Below are 18989 nucleotides of genomic sequence, written 5' to 3' on the forward strand. Positions count from 1 at the left end.
CGTTGTGATCGTGGCCTTTTCGATTTCCCGTTGTTGCCCTGGGGCGGGCACGGGCGGAGTAGGTTGCCGAATATGGGCGGGAGGGTGGCGCTGGTAGTTGGCTCGGAGTGCGCAGCGCTGCCCAGATTGGGTTTCACCGGCGAACTCGCCACCGGTCTCTACACCGAACTGCGGGGGCTCGGGGGTTGGCAATCGGCGACCCGCACCGGCGGGCCGCTGTTGGATCCGACGATCGAGGAATTGGCCCGCGCCGTAGACGATGCGTTCGAGATCGCCTCGAATCAGCAAGCGACGCTGCTGATCAGCTTTATCGGCCACGGCATGACGACCGCCTCGGAGAATTTCTATCTGCTCGCCCACGATTCCCCACAGCTGCCCAAGCTGCGCAATGCCTTTCATTTGACCCAGGAAATCCAGGAACACCTGAACAGCGCCGCGACGCTGGACGGTTTGATCGTGCTGGTCGACGCCTGCGAGACGGGGGAGGGCGTGCGCGGTGCGGCCCGGCGCTGGCCGGAGGCGTCCGGTCCGAACGGACGTGTCGAACTGTTGGTCGCGACCGGTAATGGACCCGCCTATTTCGGGTGTTTCACTCGAACGATCATCACCACATTCGGCAAGGGGGTGCCGCACGGCGGTGAAAGCCTACTGCCTTCGGATCTGGTGCGACCGCTGCGCCAATGCCCAGCGCTGGAGCCGCAGTCGTTCTCGTTCACCTCCGGAATCCGCACGGCCAATAGCGATCCCGGTCTCTGGCTGGTGCCCAATGTCGCACGACGTGCGGATGCGGTGAGCGGCAGCGCGGCCGCGGGATTCATCGACCAACTGATCAACGGTCTGGTCATCTCGGAGCCGCTGCGCGAGCGGCTGGCCCAGGTGGTCGACGCGGGTGCGGATCGGTTGCGCGGCGTGGTCGGCCCGGCGGGCTGTGGCAAATCCACCTTGCTCGCGACGCTGATCCGGCCCGGCTGGGTGGATACGCTGCCGATCAAGGCCGAATACATCACGGCCGCGGTGATTCTCGATGTGACCAGCTCATTGGAATCGTTCACCGCCGAGTTGGCGCAGCAGCTCGGCAGGCGGCTCGACGGCTTCAAAACCGCAACGCGCATGGTCGAATTCGACCTCGCCGAACAGGACAGCAGCCGACTCGACCAGTTCGATATCAAGATCCTCCGGCCGCTGGCCCGGCTCGACCCGTCGAAACCGGTGCACATCCTGGTCGACGGACTCGATCATCCGAAGCGCGGCAGTCGCACCCTGCTGTCCTACGCGGTCGCCGAGTTGACCCGTCGTCCGGAACTTGGGCACGTGCATCTCATCGTCGGCATCCGCGAGGGAACCGGCATCGAGAACTCGCCGCTGCTGGCCCATATGCGGCGCATCGACGTGCCAGCTCCGACGACTGCGGATATCGCCGATACCGTCGCGGCGGCCCGCGGCCACACCGAGCACACCAATTGGCGCGAGTGGATCGACGGTCTGCTGCAGCAGACTCCGACCGGTGGGTGGCTGCTGGCCCGGCTGCTGATCGAGATCCACTCCGATATCACGTCCTCGGATCTGGACCGGGGGATCGGCCTGGACGCCCTGGTCCGGCGGCGGGTTCGCGATGTGGTCGACAATGCGGATCCCGCAACGGCACAGGCGGTCTCCGCGCTGCTCGGCATCCTGGTGGCGGCGGGCGCGGGCCCGATCCTGCCACTCGAACTGCTGGAACGTGCCCTGGATTTCCTCGGCATCGGGTTGAGCACCAACCGAATTCGTGATCTCGTCGTTCGGCTCGGGGTACTGGTCAGCCGCGGTCACCCGGGCACCTCGGGCGAAATGCTCGGCTTGGCGCACAATGCGTTTCGGCGCTCACTCATCGCCGCGGGGCACACGGTGGCGCGCCGAGACGCGCATCGGGCGCTGGCAAAGGCACTCGAGCAGGACGCGCGCTCGACCCGACCCACGCCCCAGATCACTGATTACAGCCGTCGATCGGCCGTGCGGCACTATCTCGGCTACGGCGATTCGGCCGCCGCCTTGATATTCCTGGAACGGTTGAACACCCCGCGCGCCGCGGACAATCGCGATCTGTGGGCCGCTTGGATTCCGGCGTTCGAGGCGTCGGTCGGCCCGGAGCACCCCGATACCCTCACCGCCCGAAACAATCTCGCGTTCTGGCGCGGAGAGAGCGGCGATCTGGCGACCGCCACCATCGACCATCAGAACCTACTCGCCGAGAGCACCCGGGTGCTCGGCGCCGATGCCTTGGGCACCCTGACCATCCGCACCAATCTCGCCCGCTGGCACGGGGAGAGCGGTGCTTTCCCCACCGCCATAGCCGAATTCGAGCAGTTGGTCGCCGACCGGACCCGGCTGCTCGGTGCCGATGACCCGGCGACCCTGCGGACCCGTGGCGACCTCGCGCATTTTCGTGGCGAGCAGGGCGAGACGGCCGAGGCCATTGCCGAATTCCAGCGGCTGTTCACCGATCGACTCGCCGTACTCGGGCCGGATCATCCCGACGCGCTCACCGCTCGTTACGAACTCGCCTACTGGCGCAGCGAAAGCGGTGATATCGATACCGCCATTATCGAGCTGCACCAGCTGCTCGTCGATCAGCAGCGCATCTCCGGCACTGCCGATCCGGCCTTCTTCAAGACCCGTCACCGGGTTACCCAGCTGCACGCCGAGAGCGGCGATCATGTGCGGGCGATCACCGAGTTCCAACAGCTATTGGCCGAGCAGGAGCGCGTGCTCGGACCCGACCATCCGCACACCCTGATCACCCGCAACGACGTCGCCCGCTGGCGCGGCGTGAGCGGTGACCACGTCACCGCCATCGCGGAATTCCAGCAATTGCTCACCGACCGGACGCGCATTCTCGGACCCGAGCATCCGCGCACATTGCGCACCCGCAACAACATCGCCTACTGGCGGGGCGAAAGCGGTGATCACCGCAGCGCCATCGCGGAGTTCGTGGCGCTGATCGCCGATGAGCGGCGGATCCTCGGCCTCGACCATCCGATTACCCTGCTCTCGCGCCACAACCTGGCCCACCTGTACGGCGAAATCGGTCACTATCTCACCGCCGTAGCCGAATTCGAACAGATACTTCCGATCCGGATCCGCATCCTGGGCCCCGACCATCCCCATACCCTGCGCACCAGGCACGAACTGGCCTGCTGGCGCGGGGAGAGTGGCAATCCGGCCACCGCGGTCGAGGAATACCAACAACTGCTCGCCGATCGGCAGCGGGTGCTGCCGATCGACCATCCCGATACCCTGCGCACCCGCCACGCCGTGGCGTACTGGCGTGGGGAAAGCGGCGACCCCGCCACCGCGGTAGCGGACTACGAGCAGCTGCTCCGCGATGAACTCGCGGTCCTCGGTCCGCACCACCCCGAGACCTTCAGCACCCGGCACAGTCTCGCATTCTTCCGCGGTCAGAGCGGTCAGATCGGCACCGCTATTACCGAATACGAGCAGCTGCTCGACGACGAACGCATGATCCTCGGGCCCGACCACCCCGAAACCCTGCACACCTGGCACCGCCTCGCGCTCTGGCGCGGCGAGGGCGGCGATCTCACCGCCGCGCTCGCCGCACTCGAGGAGCTACTGCCGGTCCGGCTGCGTGTGCTCGGACCCGAGCATCCCGATACCCTGCGCACCCGGCACAATCTGGCCAGGTGGCGCGGTGAAGCGGGCCACTACGCCACCGCCATAGCCGAATACCGAGAACTGCTGGACGACCGGCGTCGGATACTCGGAGCCGACCACCACGACACGCTGACCTCACTGCACAATCTCGCATATTGGCGCGGCGAGAGCGGCGACCCGGCCGCGGCCGTTGTCGAATTCGAGCAACTGCTCCGGGCCCGCGAGCGGGTACTCGGCCCCGACCATCCCGACACACTGCGCACCAGAGCCAATCTCGCGCACTACCGCGCCGAGAGCGGCGATATCGCCACCGCGCTCCCGGAATTCGAGTACGTACTGGCCAATCGCATTCGGGTGCACGGACCGCAGCATCCGAACACCTTCCGCACCCGCCACGATCTCGCGTGCTGGCGTGGCGCGGACGGTGATCCGGCCACCGCGGTAGCGGAGTTGGCCGGACTGCTCACCGATCGCATCCGGGTGCTCGGCGACGATCACCCCGACACACTGCTGAATCGCAATGAATTGGCCCGCTGGCGTTGTGAATCCGGCGATTCCCGTGCCGCCGTCGGTGAGCTCGAGCGGCTACTCGCCGATGAACGTCGAATACTCGGCGTCGACCACCCGCGCACCCTCGCCACCCGCTACCACCTGGCCCACGCGCGCCACCACGCTGGCGACACCGCGACCGCCGCAGTCGAATTCGAACAACTGCTCGAAGTGCAACTGCGGGTCCTCGGTCCGGACCACCCCGACACCCACCGCACCGGCGCCGCGTGCCGCAATGGAATCGCCAGCAGCACCAGCAGATTCGACGTGCTCACCCGGATCCGCCGCGCGCTCGGCCGCACCAATGGCGATCCGGATACGCACCTTCCGCACTACTGAGCCGATCGGCCTATCCGAGGGGGGAGTGTGGCGACGCCGGAGTCGAGGTCGACGAGCGGATCATCGGCGGATTCGCGGTCGTCCGACTTGGCCACCGCCACCCATTCCTTGCGCTCGTGAATGTGCTTGCGCGCGGGGCTGAATATCTCGTCGACCTCGGCGCCGATCGGATCACGGCGCTTGCGGTTGGTCCACTTTTCGCGCAGATTCACCACATCGAGCGTACGCCGCAGCCGGTGAACTACAGCCGCACCCGCTTTCGGCCTTTGCACCTGGGCGCTACTGCGCTGCATTCACCCCGTGGAGCTTGCCACGGCCACCAGCACTGCGGCCGCGGCAAGGCGCGGACAAGGAGTGCGGCTGTTCGGTCAGCGCGCGGCGACGCGGCGGTCGTTGTCGAATTGCGCCTTGATCAGGGCGGCTCCGGTTGTGGTGAGCCAGGATTCGAGTGTGGTGAGGGCGGGGTAGATCTCGCGCAGCGCCGGGATGTCGGCGTGCCAGCCGCCGTTTTGCCGGATGAGCCGCCAGGTATTGCCGATCTGTTCGCCGAGTTCATCCGCTTCGGCCTCGCTCGCCTCGACGTAGCGCACCGTGCGGCCGGTGGCGCGGTTGATCGCCGCCACCGCCGCGACGGGAGTGATCGCGTCACCGGCCAGTTCGAGGGTGCGGCCGTGGAAGCGGTCCGGATCGTCGAAGGCCAGTGCGGCGAAGGCCGCGATATCGGCGATGGCGATCATCTGCAGCGGCCGGTCCGCCTGGAACAGGTGCCTGTGCACGCCGTCGATGATGCCGTCCAACGGACTGCCACGCAGGATGTAGTTCTCCATGAAACGCACCGGGCGCAACAGGGTGTAGCGCAGACCACTGGCCGCGATCGCATCCTCGATGCGACCCTTTCCGGCCATGCCCCAGGAGCGGTCATCGGTCATCGAGGCGACACCGGTGAAGACGATCTGCTCGACACCGGCGCGTACGGCCGCGTCGATCACCGCGATGCCACGGGTGGCCTCCAACTCCGCGTCCCAGCCGTTCGGGCCGAAGGCGGCTGGTGGAACCAGGAATACGGCGCGCGCACCGGCGGCGGCGGCGTCCAGCGTTTCCGGTGCGTCGAAGTCGCCGGTCATCAATTCGGCGCCCGCGTCGGCGAGTGCGTGCGCCGCGGGCGCGTCGGGATCGCGGACCAGCGCACGCACCGCGACGCCGTCGGCCAGCAATCGGTGCGCGGTGGCGCCGCCCTGCTTGCCGGTTGCGCCGGTGATCAGTATCGGGTTCTGCTGAGGGGACATGCTCGCCTTCTCATTCGATCGGACTCTGCTGGATACAATCGGGTCGGATAACCCGCATTCGGACGATATGGGTGCGATCACCCGCTTGGCCAGGTCCCGGCACGGAAGGCCGTAACGAAATGTCTGCTCCGCAGTCCCCGCCCGCGCAGCCCGGCGCCGCCGCGCGAGCCGATGCCCGTCGCAACCGGGCGCTGGTGCTGGCCGCCGCGCAACGTGCCTTCGCCGAACACGGCACCTCGGTCTCCCTGGCCGAGGTCGCGCGTCGTGCCGGGGTGGGCGCGGGCACGGTCTACCGGCATTTCCCCACGAAAACCGATTTGCTGGAAGCGGTTATGCAACACCGCATCGACCGGCTCGCCGCCGTTGCGGCCGCGCATCTCGACGCGCCGGATCCGGGTGCGGCGTTCTTCGCGCTCTGTACCGAGGTGGTCGTCTCGGCCCCGCGCAGCCAGGCGCTCTGCGATATCGTCCAGTCCGACGACGGCTGGCCGAAGGCACTGCTACGCAGCGCGGGCGACCGGTTCCACCATGCACTCGGCGCCCTGTTGACGGCCGCGCAGCGCCAGGGCGCGGTCCGCCCCGATATCGAAATCGCTGACGTACTGGACATTTTCACCGGATGCGTTGCGATCCAACGACGTCAGCGCCCGGACGGCCCGATGATCCGGGCCGCCGCCATCATGCTCGACGCAATGCGCATGAATCCAGAAAACCGGACCGTTACGAAACCCGACGTCGAGCCCAACCCTCATAACGAAACGGACTCGCGTAACGAAACAGGCGGCGCGCGCTGCCCGATCTGCGGTACCGCGATCCGACCGACCGGGACCGGCCGCCCGGCCCGCTACTGCGGCGCCGCCTGCCGCCAAAAGGCACACCGCCGACGAACCGCCCGCGCCGCCCTGGCCGGGGCAGTCGCGAGAGGTTGACGGCGGGTCCTCGGTATAGCGCTAGAGCAGATCGCTCACATCGTCCGGAACGTCGACGGCATATTTGCGCAAAATGTCCATCGAGATCACTTCCAGGGCGTTTTCATGGGTGGCCGCCAGCACCACCGGTGCGGCGACACCGTCCTCGTGGGCGTGCAGCCAGCGCACGGCCACCACACACCACCGGTCTCCCGGTTGCAGGCCGGGGAAGCTGTTCTCCGGGCGCGGCGTACTCAAATCGTTGCCGATGGACGCCTGGTGCTCGAGAAACTCAGCCGTGACGACGGTGCACACGGTGTGGCTACCGAGATCCTCCGGCCCGGTGCTGCAGCAGCCGTCCCGGTAGAACCCGGTGAGAGGATCGGCGCCGCACTCTTCCAGCGGCCCCCCAAGCACGTTTCGATCGGTCACGTCGCCGATCCTATTGTCCATTCGCGAGAAGTTCCGCAGGACAAGAAATCTCGGGGGTTGTGTGTCGGGGCCAGGACGGCGTGGTAATGCGAAGAATCCGGTTCTGCAAGGATGGTCGACGTGAGTTCCGAAGCCTGGATCCTGATTGCCGCTGTCGCCGCCGTGCTGGTGGTGGCGTTTGTCGCTGGATTCGTCCTGTACAAACGCCGTCGCGTCACGCTGACGTCGCCCACCCCGGAGAAAGAACTGACCGACCGGTCGGGCGGGTACACGGCCTCGGGCGGCTTCAACTTCAGTCAGGGGGCCACGGCCACCGCGACACGCCCGGAACCCGCACCGATCGAGCGAACCGATACCGAGGGCCAGCCGCACGTCGGCGACGACGCGGCGATTCCGCGCGACGCGCCGAAGCGCGGCATAACCAATGTGTCGCTGCCGGAGGGCGATGTCGACACCGCGGAGTCCGCCCCGGCCGAAACCGACGGTGCGGTCGAATCCGCAACGGCCACCGCTGATTCGGATACCTCGGTCGATTCGGGCGTGATAACCACCCAACCCGAAGCCGCCGTCCCAGCGGATGTCGACACGGTCGCACCTGCGGACACCGCCGGACCGACGACTCCCGCGCCCGGCCCGGAAGCTTCGGTCGAAACCGCCCCCGAGCCCACCGCCGCCGACGCCGCGGTCGCCCCTGCACTCGAGGAAATCGAGCCGACCGCGGGCCGCCTGGTCCGCCTGCGTGGCCGCCTGTCCCGCTCGCAGAACGCCGTCGGCAAGAGCCTGCTCGGCCTGCTCGGCGGCGGTGACCTGGACGAGGACTCCTGGGAAGAGGTCGAGGACACCCTGGTCCTCGCCGATCTCGGCACTGCGAGCACCGCGGCGGTGGTCGAGCGCCTGCGCGAGGAAATGGCGGTCCGCAGCGTCCGCAATACCGAACAGGCCCGCGCCGTCCTGCACGACGTGCTGATCGAGGCCCTGCGCCCCGAGCTCGACCGTTCGGTCCGCGCGCTCCCGCACGACGATCACCCCTCGATCCTGCTGGTCGTCGGCGTCAACGGCACCGGAAAGACCACCACCACCGGCAAGCTCGCCCGCGTCCTGGTCGCCGACGGCCGCCGGGTGCTGCTCGGTGCGGCCGATACCTTCCGCGCCGCGGCCGCCGATCAGCTGCAGACCTGGGGTGAGCGGGTCGGCGCGGACACTGTCCGTGGCAGGGAGGGCGGGGACCCCGCGGCCGTCGCCTTCGACGCGGTCAGCGCGGGCATCGACCGCGGCGTCGACGTAGTCATGATCGACACCGCGGGCCGCCTGCACACCAAGACCGGTCTGATGGACGAACTCGGCAAGGTCAAGCGTGTGGTGGAGAAGAAGGCCAAGGTCGACGAGGTGCTGCTCGTCCTGGATGCCACCGTCGGCCAGAACGGTCTGATGCAGGCCAGGGTCTTCGCCGAAGTGGTCGATATCACAGGCGTGGTGCTCACCAAACTCGATGGAACGGCCAAGGGCGGCATCGTCTTCCAGGTCCAGCACGAACTCGGCGTGCCGGTGAAACTGGTCGGCCTCGGCGAGGGCGCCGACGACCTGGCCCCGTTCGAACCCGCCGCATTCGTCGACGCACTTCTCGGCTGAACCGAATAGCCAGGCCGTCGCGCAGCACCGTCTCGTGCGCGCCCGCTCGACCCCCGCTACCGATCAGGGAGCGGGGGTCGAGTGCTGAGAGCCGGAAGTTTGCCGCATCTACTCCTCGGTAAACGCATCCCGACCTCCGGCAACACCGCCTCACACCCTCCGGGAAACCCGGGGCGAACATTACGAAACGTGGTAGCAACACAACTGCTCCATCCGTTCACGCAGGTGAAACACCACAGCTCTGTGGATGAAACACCGAATGAGGACCCTTCTCTGCAGGTCCATTTGCCGGAGTCGGCTGGGCCCGAGATGAGGAGGACATTAAGGTGGCTTTTCCCCTTACCGGTGCACCGGACACCGGTGACACCGCCTGGATGCTGGCGAGCTCGGCACTCGTATTGTTGATGACGCCCGGTCTGGCGTTCTTCTACGGCGGCATGGTCCGCTCGAAGAATGTGCTCAACATGATCATGATGAGCATCAGCGCCATGGGCCTGGTCGGCGTGCTGTGGTCGCTGTACGGATACTCGGCCGCATTCGGCGACAACAAATTCGGCGTAGTCGGTGATCCGGCGCAGTTCTTCGGCCTCAAGGGTCTGATCGGCGGCAATTCGGTTGCCGAAGTGAAGGATGCCAGCGGCGCCGTCACCACCGCAGCCGTGAATATCCCGCTCGCGGGCACCATTCCCGCGACCGTATTCGTCGCGTTCCAGCTGATGTTCGCGATCATTACGGTTGCCCTCATCTCGGGTGCTGTCGCGGACCGTCTGAAGTTCGGTGCCTGGCTGCTGTTCGCGGGTATCTGGGCGACGGTCGTCTACTTCCCGGTCGCCCACTGGGTCTTCGACTTCGATGTCAAGGATGCCGACGGCAACGTCGTGCACGAGGGCGGCTGGATCGCGAACAAACTGCTCGCGGTCGACTTCGCCGGTGGTACCGCGGTCCACATCAACGCCGGTGCGGCGGGCCTGGCCCTAGTGCTGGTACTCGGTAAGCGCAAGGGCTGGCCGAGCACCCCGTTCCGGCCGCACAACCTGCCGTTCGTGATGCTCGGCGCCGGTCTGCTGTGGTTCGGCTGGTTCGGATTCAACGCCGGTTCCGCGGTCACCTCGGGCGGTCTGGCCGGCTCGACCTTCATCACCACCACCCTCGCGACCTGCGCGGCGATGCTGGCCTGGCTGCTGGTGGAGAAGTTCCGCGACGGCAAGCCCACCTCGCTGGGTGCGGCCTCGGGTGTGGTGGCCGGTCTGGTCGCGATCACCCCGTCCTGTTCCTCGGTGAACGTGGTCGGCGCGCTGGTGATCGGCTTCGTGGCCGGTGCGGTGTGTGCGCTGGCGGTCGGCCTGAAGTTCAAGTTCGGCTTCGACGACTCGCTCGACGTGGTCGGCGTGCACCTCGTCGGCGGCATCATCGGCACCCTGATGGTCGGCCTGGTCGCCGCGCCGGAGGCGGGTGCGGGCAAGACCGGTCTGTTCTACGGCGGCGGTTTCGACCAGCTGTGGCGCCAGGCCGTCGGTGCCGGTGCGGTACTTGCGTTCTCCTTCATCGCGAGCCTGATCATTGCCTATATCGTGAAGTTCACAATTGGGCTGCGCGCCAGCGAGGAAGCCGAGTCGGTGGGCATGGACGAATCCGAGCACGCTGAAACGGCATACGATTTCGCTGCTGTGGGTGGCACGGCACGTACCGCCGTCAAGGAGGCATGACGACATGAAACTGATCACCGCTATCGTCAAACCGTTCACTCTCGAGGACGTCAAATCCGGGCTCGAGCAGGCGGGTGTGCTGGGCATGACCGTCAGCGAGGTACAGGGCTACGGTCGCCAGAAGGGCCACACCGAGGTCTACCGCGGTGCGGAATACTCCGTGGATTTCGTTCCGAAGGTTCGCGTCGAGGTCGTTGTCGACGATGCCTCGGTCGACAAGGTCGTCGAGGTGATCGTCGAGGCCTCCCGCACGGGCAAGATCGGTGACGGCAAGGTCTGGGTCACCCCGGTGGAGTCGATCATCAGGGTCCGGACCGGGGAACGCGGTACCGACGCTCTGTAGGCAGATATCGAAATCGAGCGGCGGCCCCGCTCCCACCGGATTGCCCGGTCGGGGCGGGGCCGCACGCATCTTGATGGGCGGTGGGTTTGTGGGTAGTCACGAGCAAAACGGCGGACAGGTAACCGAGGACGGCGGCACGAATGTCTCCAACGGCGCGGCCGATCTGGTCCGGGCACGTAATCAATTGCTCGAGGGCGGATTGCCCAGAAATCCACGGCTGGATGCCGAATCCCTGCGTTCGGCGCTGGTCGATCTGTTCGAACTGTGGCTGACCACCAAGGGCACCGAACTCGGCATCACCCGCGACAGCGGTCTGGCCGTGGTCGCCGTCGGTGGTCTCGGTCGCAAGGAAATGCTGCCGTATTCCGATCTGGATCTGGTGTTGTTGCACGACGATGTCGATCCGGCGCGAGTGGCCGAGGTGGCCGATCAGCTGTGGTATCCGCTGTGGGATGCGCACATCAAACTCGATCACAGTGTGCGCACCGTTCCACAGGCGCTGCGCGTCGCATCCGGCGATCTCGTCGCGGCCCTCGGCATGCTCGAGACCAGGCATATCGTCGGTGATATCGAGTTGAGCAATCTGCTCATCGGTGGGGTGCGTCGGGAATGGCGAACCGGAATTCGTTCGCGCTTCGACGAATTGATCGAACAGGCCGAGACCAGATGGCAGCGCAGCGGCGCGATCGCCCATCGCGCCGAGCCCGATCTGAAGAACGGGCGCGGCGGACTGCGCGATATTCAACTGCTCGACGCACTGGCCATCGCCCAGCTGACCGACGCCATGCCAGGGCTCGGTCCGGACGTGCCGGGCGGCGGTCTGAAGCAGGCGCACCGGCGGTTGCTGGATGTTCGCACGGAGCTGCATCGGGTGGCGGGCCGGGCGCGTGATCAGCTGCGTGCCCAGGACGCCGACGAGATCGGCGCGGCGCTGCGCATCGGTGACCGCTTCGACCTCGCCCGCACTCTCAGTGATTCCGCGCGGACGGTGAGCTACTCCGTCGATGTCGGTCTGCGCACCGCCGCCAATGCGCTGCCGCGTCGTGGCCTCGCGCGACTGCGCCGCATGCCGGTGCGTCGACCACTCGATGAGGGGGTGGTCGAACATGCCGGTGAGGTCGTGCTGGCGCGGGACGCGCGGCCGCAGCGCGATCCCGGACTGATCCTGCGGGTGGCCGCGGCATCGGCGCAGACGGGGTTGCCGATGTCGGCGACGACACTGAATCGGCTCTCCGAGGACGCACCGGAGCTGCGTGAGCCCTGGCCCAAGGATGCGCTCAACGACCTGTTGATCCTGCTCGGCGCGGGCCGTGGCGCCATCGATGCGGTCGAGGCGCTGGACCGAACGGGCCTGTGGGGCAGGCTACTTCCGGAATGGGGCGCGGTGCGGGACCTGCCGCCGCGCGATGTGCTGCACACCTGGACCGTGGACCGGCACCTGATGGAGACAGTTGCCTATTCGAGTGCGCTGAGCACTCGGGTCGCCCGCCCGGACCTGCTGATGTTGGGCGCGCTGTTGCACGATATCGGCAAGGGTCGGGCAGGCGATCACAGCGTCGTCGGGGCCGAACTGGCCACCCACATCGGGCGGCGGCTCGGGCTGTGGCCGTCGGATGTGCAGACACTCAGCGCAATCGCGCGCCACCACCTGCTGTTGCCGGACACCGCGACGCGACGTGACCTCGCCGATCCCGATACCGTGCAGTTCGTCGTGGACACCCTCGATGGTGACGTGCAGCTGCTGGAACTGCTGCACACCCTGGCCGAGGCCGATTCGCTGGCCACCGGCCCCGGCGTCTGGGGCGATTGGAAGGCTTCACTGATCGGTGAGCTGGTGCGGCGCTGCCGCCTGGTGATGGCGGGCGACCAGCTGCCCGAGCCGGAGCCGATCGCACCCGAATTACTGGCCAAGGCCGCGGCCGGTGGTGTGCATGTCGATCTGCGGCCCGGCGAGGGCAAGTACATCTACACCGTCACGGTGATCGCACCGGATACCCCGGGTCTGCTCTCGGATGCTGCCGGGGTGCTGGCCCTGCACTCGCTGCGGGTGCTCTCGGCTACCGTTGGCGGGGAAGCTGATTCGGCCGTCAATACCTTCGTGGTGTCGCCCAAATTCGGTGATCCGCCGGATGTCGGGCTGCTGCGGCAGGAGCTGATCCGGGCGACCGCTGGCGATCTGGATCTGCACGCGCTGCTGGCCAAGCGCGAGCGCGAGGCCACCGGCGCCCGGCCGAGCCCGTATGCGCAGGCGCAGCCGCGGGTGATCTGGTCGGCCAACTCGACCGGCCAGTTGGTTCTCGAATTGCGCGCCGAGGACCGGATCGGACTGCTCAGCAGGTTGGCGGCGGCGCTTGCCGAATGTCGTGCCGACGTGCGGTGGGCGAAGGTGGTGACCATGGGTTCGGCGGTGGTCGACGCCTTCGGTCTCGACCTGGTCGAGGACACCCCGCAACGCCGCGAGACCATTGAGAAGGCGATCTTGGCGGTGGTCCCCCGGCCCGCGCCGAAGCCGCCCGAGGGCGTGGCGCCCGGATCGAGCACGGGCTCCTGACCGAGCTAATTTAGATTTGCAGATGATTTGCTGAAAGGGTAGGCGCTGGCCCCCTCGCACCCTAGTATCAGAGCGTCTGGCTATCGCGAGCATGAGGGGAGCAGGTCGGTGGCAATTGAAGTCGTTTCGGCGTCGATGATGACGAGTGATGAGACCACGCATATGGCGCGCTGCGTCGGCGGTGATCGCTGGGTCGTCTCCTGGCTACCCGGCCGGACCCTGTCCGGACAACAGGCTGTCACCGCTATGACGATCGCCACCACTGTCGCCACCCACGATGTGCCGACCGGCACCGAGTGGGCCATGCTCGACGACCTGGCCCTGGAACTGGGCCTGACCGCCCGCGAGGCGGTATTCATGGTTGCGCTGGAGAACCACGACTACCGCAAAACTGCCAAACCGCGCCGTCGCATACTCGAATAGTCCCTGGAAGGTGCACCGCTTGCGCGAACTGGTGGGCTGTCCCATTACCCTGGGATACCAAGTGACGTCCCACGAGATCAGGAGCGCGATCGGTGTTCGAATCCCTGTCCGACCGGCTTACCGGTGCCCTCAAGGATCTTCGCGGTAAGGGGCGTCTGTCACCGGCCGACATCGACGCCACCTGTCGCGAGATCCGTCTCGCCCTGCTCGAGGCCGACGTCGCGCTGCCCGTGGTGCGCGGTTTCATCGCGAAGATCAAGGAGCGGGCCAAGGGCGCCGAGGTTTCGGCCGCCCTCAATCCGGCCCAGCAGGTCGTCAAGATCGTCAATGAGGAACTCGTCGGCATCCTCGGTGGTGAAACCCGCAGGCTGACGCTGGCCAAGAACCCGCCGACGGTGATCATGCTCGCCGGTCTGCAGGGTTCCGGTAAGACGACCCTGGCGGGCAAACTCGCGAAATTGCTGAAGGGGCAGGGACATCAGCCATTGCTGGTGGCCTGCGACCTGCAGCGCCCCGGCGCGGTCACCCAGCTCCAGGTCGTCGGTGAGCGTGCGGGCGTGCCCGTTTTCGCACCGCATCCCGGCACGTCCGTCGGTGGCGGCGAGAATCCGCTCGGCATCTCGGCGGCCGATCCGGTCGCGGTGGCCGAGGCCGGTGTCGCCGAAGCCCGCAGCAAGCAGTACGACGTGGTCATCGTCGATACCGCCGGTCGCCTCGGCATCGACGCCGAGTTGATGGCACAGGCCGCTGGCATTCGCGATGCCGTGCAACCGGACGAGACGCTGTTCGTGCTCGACGCCATGATCGGCCAGGACGCGGTCAACACCGCCGAGGCCTTCCGTGACGGCGTCGGCTTCACCGGCGTGGTGCTCACCAAGCTCGATGGTGACGCCCGCGGTGGCGCGGCGCTGTCGGTCCGCAATGTGACCGGCGCGCCGATCATGTTCGCCTCGACCGGTGAGAAGCTCGAGGACTTCGATGTCTTCCATCCGGACCGGATGGCCTCGCGCATCCTCGGCATGGGTGATGTGCTCAGCCTGATCGAACAGGCCGAACAGGTCTACGACCAGCAGCAGGCCGAAGAAGCCGCCCGCAAGATCGGCAGCGGCGAGATGACGCTCGAGGACTTCCTCGATCAGATGCTCGCCATCCGCAAGATGGGGCCCATCGGAAATCTGCTCGGCATGCTGCCCGGTGCGGGTCAGATGAAGGATGTGCTCGCCCAGGTCGACGATAAGCAGCTCGATCGGGTGCAGGCGATCATTCGCGGCATGACCCCGGCCGAACGCGCGAACCCGAAGATCATCAACGCGTCCCGCCGCCTGCGCATCGCCAATGGCTCCGGCGTCCAGGTGTCCGAGGTCAATCAGCTGGTGGACCGGTTCTTCGAGGCCAAGAAGATGATGACCATGATGGGCCGCCAGATGGGCCTGCCCGGGGCGCGGCGGGCCAATGCGAAGAAGGGCAAGAAGGGCAAGAAGGGTGGCCGCGGGCCGACGCCGCCGAAGGTGCGCGGTGGCTTCCCGGGGATGCCGGGCATGCCGGGCATGCCTGCCGGTATGCCCGATCTGTCCGGTATGCCCGCCGGATTGGACCAGTTGCCGCCCGGGCTCGAAGGTTTCGATATCTCGAAGCTGAACTTCCCCAAGAAGTAGCACTCCGGTCCGCAGCCAATGTTGTTGCGGCACCGGACAGGTCGTGCTGGGCGCGGCTCGGCACCGGACTTGCGCGCGGTCTGCGGCGATGAATTGGTCCGGCACGGCCAGGTGCCCGGCGCGCAGAAGCACGGCACGGATGCCAACGCGTTCTGTGCCGACTGAAACGTTGTGTGGGCGGACGGGGTGACCGTCAATGGGTGTCGGCACTAGGTTGGAGGCGGCCGACGACGGCGAGGAGGTTGCTTGTGCATCTGCGAGGTGTGATTCTCCCTGATGCCGAGGTGCGTGACCTGTGGGTGCGCGACGGTGTGGTGTCGTTCGAGCCGGTCGCGGGGGCCGAAACCCTCTGCGACGCGGGGTGGATCGTGCCGGGGCTGGTCGATGCGCACTGTCACGTCGGGATCCGGTACGGCGGGGGACACGAGGAGCGGGCCGGGGCGATCGCACAGGCCGAAACCGAGCGGGATGCGGGCGCACTACTGCTGCGCGACGCGGGTTCACCGATCGACACGCGCTTCATCGACGAGCACGAGGAACTGCCGCGGATCATCCGCGCTGGCCGCCATATCGCGCGACCGCGGCGCTATATCCGCGAACTCGGCATCGAACTCGACGATGAGCGCGATCTGCCGGATATCGTCGCCGAGCAGGCTCGTTTCGGCGATGGCTGGGTGAAGATAGTCGGGGACTGGATCGACCGGTCGGTGGGCGATCTGCGGCCGTTGTGGAGCGATGCGATCCTGAAGGAGGCGATCGACGCCGCGCATGCCAATGGCGCGCGGGTGACGGCGCACGTCTTCGGCGAGGACGCATTGCCGGGGCTGATCAATGCGGGTATCGACTGCATCGAGCACGGCACCGGCCTCACCGATGACACCATCGAGATGATGGTCGAACACGGCACCGCACTGGTGCCGACCCTCATCAATATCGACACCTTCCCCGAAATTGCCTCCAGTGCAGGCAAATTCCCCATTTACGCCGCGCATATGCGTGATCTGCATGCGCGGGTGCGCCGCACGGTCGCCAATGCGCACGATGCGGGCGTGCCGATTTTCGCGGGCACGGATGCCGGCGGCTCCATCCGGCACGGCCGTATCGCCGACGAGATCGCCGCGCTGTCCGGGGCCGGGCTGTCCGAACACGATGCGCTCGGCGCCGCCTCCTGGAATGCCCGCAGCTGGTTGGGCCGACCGGGCATCGAAGCTGGTGCACCGGCGGATTTCGTTGTCTACCGGGAGGATCCACGTATCAGCCCGGCCGCGCTCACCGATCCCCAGTACGTCGTCCTGCGGGGCCGGGTCGTCAAGCGCCGCAACCCGGTCACCGGCCACCGGTGACCTCTGCCGCGTGCCGGGTGGGCGTTCTGTCGGACACCTCGCGTGACGGCCGGTCCGGACGTGTTGCTGCCCAGGTCAGCGGGTTGATACGAGCAAGAACCGGAACTCGCGGCGGCGGGCGCGTATGGTCGGGTCCGTGACTATTCGCCTCGGCTATCAGATGCCCAACTTCAGCTATGGCCGGCCCGTCAGCGAACTGTTTCCGACTGTGGTGGCGCAGGCCAGGGAGGCCGAAGCCGCTGGCTTCGACACCGTCTTCGTAATGGACCACTTCTACCAGTTGCCCGGTCTCGGTGAACCGAGCGATCCGATGCTGGAGGCGTACACCGCGCTGTCCGGCATCGCCGCGTCCACCGAACGAGTTCAGTTGTCGGCGTTGGTAACCGGCAACACCTACCGCAATCCCGCACTGCTGGCCAAGACCGTAACCACCCTCGATCTGGTGAGTGGCGGCCGGGCCGTACTCGGTATCGGCGCGGGCTGGTTCGAACTCGAGCACCAGTCCTACGGCTTCGAATTCGGCACCTTTACCGAACGATTCCAGCGCCTCGACGAGGCCCTGCAGATCATCACACCGATGCTGCGCGGCGAACATTCGACCTTCGACGGCAAGTGGTACCACACCGATAACGCCATGAACGAGCCTCGGCTGCGCAACGATCTGCCGATCCTGCTCGGTGGTGGCGGCGAGAAGAAGACCTTCGCGCTTGCGGCCCGCTTCGCCGATCACATCAATATCGTCGCCAACGCCTCCGAACTCCCGCGCAAGATGGCGGCGCTGCACCAGCGTTGCGCCGAAATCGGTCGCGACCCGGCGACTTTGGAAGTCAGCTTCCTCTGCTTCCTGATGATCGATGAAGACGGCGACCGTGCGCGCAAACAACAGCAGGATATGCTGCGCGGCATCGGCGTCGACCTGTCCACCCTCTCCGAGGACGAACGCAAGCAGACCATCGCCGACCGCCAATTCGTCGGCACCCCAGCCGAAGTCGCCGAGCAACTGCAGACCCGGGTGCTCGACAATGGTGTCCAGGGCCTCATCGTCAATATGGTGACCACCGGTCACGAACCGGGTGCTGTCGATCTCGCGGGACGCACGCTCGCGCCACTGGTTCGCTAGGGCGGTGTCGGCCCGAGAGGTCGGGTCTGGACTCAGCGGGATCCCGCGGATGCTGCTCGAGCTCGGGCACTCGGGCCGGTGTCCGCCACCATCGGCTGTCGACGCGGGTTCGTGAAAGCAGTCGCCGCAACGGCGCCCAGCCCGTGAATCAGCGAGTGCCACACTGATCGGCCGGGGCTGCGATATCACCAGTGGCAACGGTGGCCGGGTTACAGTGGACCACACGAAGTTGCATGGTGATGCTCGTATTGGTGGTCGCAGGCGGCGGAGATCGGACGGGATATGACGATGAGCGCCGAGGTTGCGATGATTCATCCCTTGGGGCCAACGACTGTGGAAGACTGGCTGGCTGAAGTGCAGCCGTCCGATGGCTCTCGACTCGAACTCATCCTGGGGTACCTCTACCTGACGCCAGTGCCCGGCGGTCCGCATCAGTATGCGTCGTTGGAGTTGGCGATTCTGCTGCGCGATGCGTTGCGGACTGCGGGGCGGACGGATTTGCATGTTCTGCCTGCAGTAGCCGTACGGATCAGTACGGCCTTCCGCACCGGTGTCATTCCAGATATCGCTGTGGTGAATGTGGACATCAACCACACCAGCTTCGCGCCGGAGGACTTGGTGCTTGCCGTGGAGGTGTGGTCTCCCGGCAGTAGCCGCGATGAGCGCGATACGAAGATCGCCGGATACGCGGCCGCGCGGGTCCCTTACCTGTGGATTGTGGAACTGCCCGAGGACAAGCCAGCGCGCTTCTGGGGCTATCGGCTCGGTGAGAGCGGATACCGTCAGGAGGTATACGCTGCGGCGGGCGAAGCGGTCGTTGCCCCAGGACCCGTTTCGGTCACCGTAAACACTGCGGACCTGCGCTGAGCCGTGGCCGCCCGCAGCTGCGCGCGGTGCGGCTCGGCCGTCGACTGAACAGGTGTGCGATACCGCTGACGACAATGCGGATGCTGCCGACAATGGCTCGCACCAGACCGGGCGCGATCAATTCCAGGGCCGCGTCGCCGCCGAGTCGAGCGGCGGCCTCGGGGCAATCTCGCCGGGCCGATCGCTTCCT

At 66.7% G+C, this 18989-nt stretch carries 14 protein-coding genes; 11 read left to right on the forward strand and 3 right to left on the reverse strand.

Features of this window, described 5'->3' with window-relative positions:
- The first annotated feature begins 72 nt into the window (after nucleotides 1-72).
- Entirely contained in the window at nucleotides 73-4536 is a 4464-nt protein-coding gene (locus tag ABZ293_RS05245) for a tetratricopeptide repeat protein (RefSeq protein WP_355177446.1), read from the forward strand.
- Here ABZ293_RS05245 and ABZ293_RS05250 read toward each other — a convergent pair.
- Complete coding sequence (locus ABZ293_RS05250) at nucleotides 4530-4748, reverse strand: hypothetical protein (RefSeq protein WP_355177448.1); 219 nt, start codon at nucleotides 4746-4748, stop codon at nucleotides 4530-4532. The genes ABZ293_RS05245 and ABZ293_RS05250 overlap by 7 nt on opposite strands.
- 156 nt (nucleotides 4749-4904) lie before the next feature.
- Nucleotides 4905-5822 carry an NmrA family NAD(P)-binding protein gene (locus tag ABZ293_RS05255; RefSeq protein ID WP_355177450.1) on the reverse strand — a complete coding sequence of 306 codons (918 nt, stop codon included), beginning with the start codon at nucleotides 5820-5822 and terminating at the stop codon, nucleotides 4905-4907.
- Between the two features lie 119 nt (nucleotides 5823-5941).
- Here ABZ293_RS05255 and ABZ293_RS05260 point away from each other — a divergent pair, with 119 nt between their 5' ends.
- Nucleotides 5942-6751, forward strand: coding sequence for a TetR/AcrR family transcriptional regulator (locus tag ABZ293_RS05260; protein ID WP_355177452.1), 810 nt, complete (start codon nucleotides 5942-5944; stop codon nucleotides 6749-6751).
- A 21-nt stretch (nucleotides 6752-6772) separates the two neighbouring features.
- Here ABZ293_RS05260 and ABZ293_RS05265 read toward each other — a convergent pair whose 3' ends face one another.
- Nucleotides 6773-7162, reverse strand: a complete 390-nt coding sequence (locus ABZ293_RS05265; protein ID WP_354957120.1) for a DUF2237 domain-containing protein — start codon at nucleotides 7160-7162, stop codon at nucleotides 6773-6775.
- A gap of 111 nt (nucleotides 7163-7273) precedes the next feature.
- Between ABZ293_RS05265 and ftsY the strand changes: the two genes are divergently transcribed.
- From ftsY to ABZ293_RS05310, 9 genes are all read left to right on the forward strand, one after another.
- Nucleotides 7274-8791: a signal recognition particle-docking protein FtsY gene (ftsY, locus tag ABZ293_RS05270; protein ID WP_355177454.1), complete on the forward strand. Its 1518-nt coding sequence runs from the start codon at nucleotides 7274-7276 to the stop codon at nucleotides 8789-8791.
- A 326-nt stretch (nucleotides 8792-9117) separates the two neighbouring features.
- The gene (locus ABZ293_RS05275) at nucleotides 9118-10497 is read left to right on the forward strand and encodes an ammonium transporter (RefSeq protein ID WP_355177456.1); all 1380 of its coding nucleotides are present in this window, start codon (nucleotides 9118-9120) and stop codon (nucleotides 10495-10497) included.
- Nucleotides 10498-10501: 4 nt separating this feature from the next.
- Complete coding sequence (locus tag ABZ293_RS05280) at nucleotides 10502-10840, forward strand: P-II family nitrogen regulator (RefSeq protein ID WP_040868325.1); 339 nt, start codon at nucleotides 10502-10504, stop codon at nucleotides 10838-10840.
- 88 nt (nucleotides 10841-10928) lie between these two features.
- Nucleotides 10929-13391 (forward strand): [protein-PII] uridylyltransferase, encoded by a 2463-nt coding sequence (locus ABZ293_RS05285; RefSeq protein ID WP_355177458.1) that lies wholly within the window; start codon nucleotides 10929-10931, stop codon nucleotides 13389-13391.
- Nucleotides 13392-13499: 108 nt separating this feature from the next.
- Nucleotides 13500-13814: a hypothetical protein gene (locus ABZ293_RS05290; protein ID WP_355177460.1), complete on the forward strand. Its 315-nt coding sequence runs from the start codon at nucleotides 13500-13502 to the stop codon at nucleotides 13812-13814.
- A 92-nt stretch (nucleotides 13815-13906) separates the two neighbouring features.
- The gene (gene ffh / locus ABZ293_RS05295) at nucleotides 13907-15469 is read left to right on the forward strand and encodes a signal recognition particle protein (protein ID WP_355177462.1); all 1563 of its coding nucleotides are present in this window, start codon (nucleotides 13907-13909) and stop codon (nucleotides 15467-15469) included.
- A 248-nt stretch (nucleotides 15470-15717) separates the two neighbouring features.
- Nucleotides 15718-16812 carry an amidohydrolase family protein gene (locus ABZ293_RS05300; protein WP_355177464.1) on the forward strand — a complete coding sequence of 365 codons (1095 nt, stop codon included), beginning with the start codon at nucleotides 15718-15720 and terminating at the stop codon, nucleotides 16810-16812.
- Nucleotides 16813-16948: 136 nt separating this feature from the next.
- Nucleotides 16949-17932: an LLM class F420-dependent oxidoreductase gene (locus ABZ293_RS05305; protein WP_355177466.1), complete on the forward strand. Its 984-nt coding sequence runs from the start codon at nucleotides 16949-16951 to the stop codon at nucleotides 17930-17932.
- A 288-nt stretch (nucleotides 17933-18220) separates the two neighbouring features.
- The gene (locus tag ABZ293_RS05310) at nucleotides 18221-18799 is read left to right on the forward strand and encodes a Uma2 family endonuclease (protein ID WP_355177468.1); all 579 of its coding nucleotides are present in this window, start codon (nucleotides 18221-18223) and stop codon (nucleotides 18797-18799) included.
- The last annotated feature ends 190 nt before the right edge of the window (nucleotides 18800-18989 follow it).

The organism is Nocardia sp. NPDC005998 (genome assembly GCF_040614395.1).
Taxonomy (GTDB): domain Bacteria; phylum Actinomycetota; class Actinomycetes; order Mycobacteriales; family Mycobacteriaceae; genus Nocardia.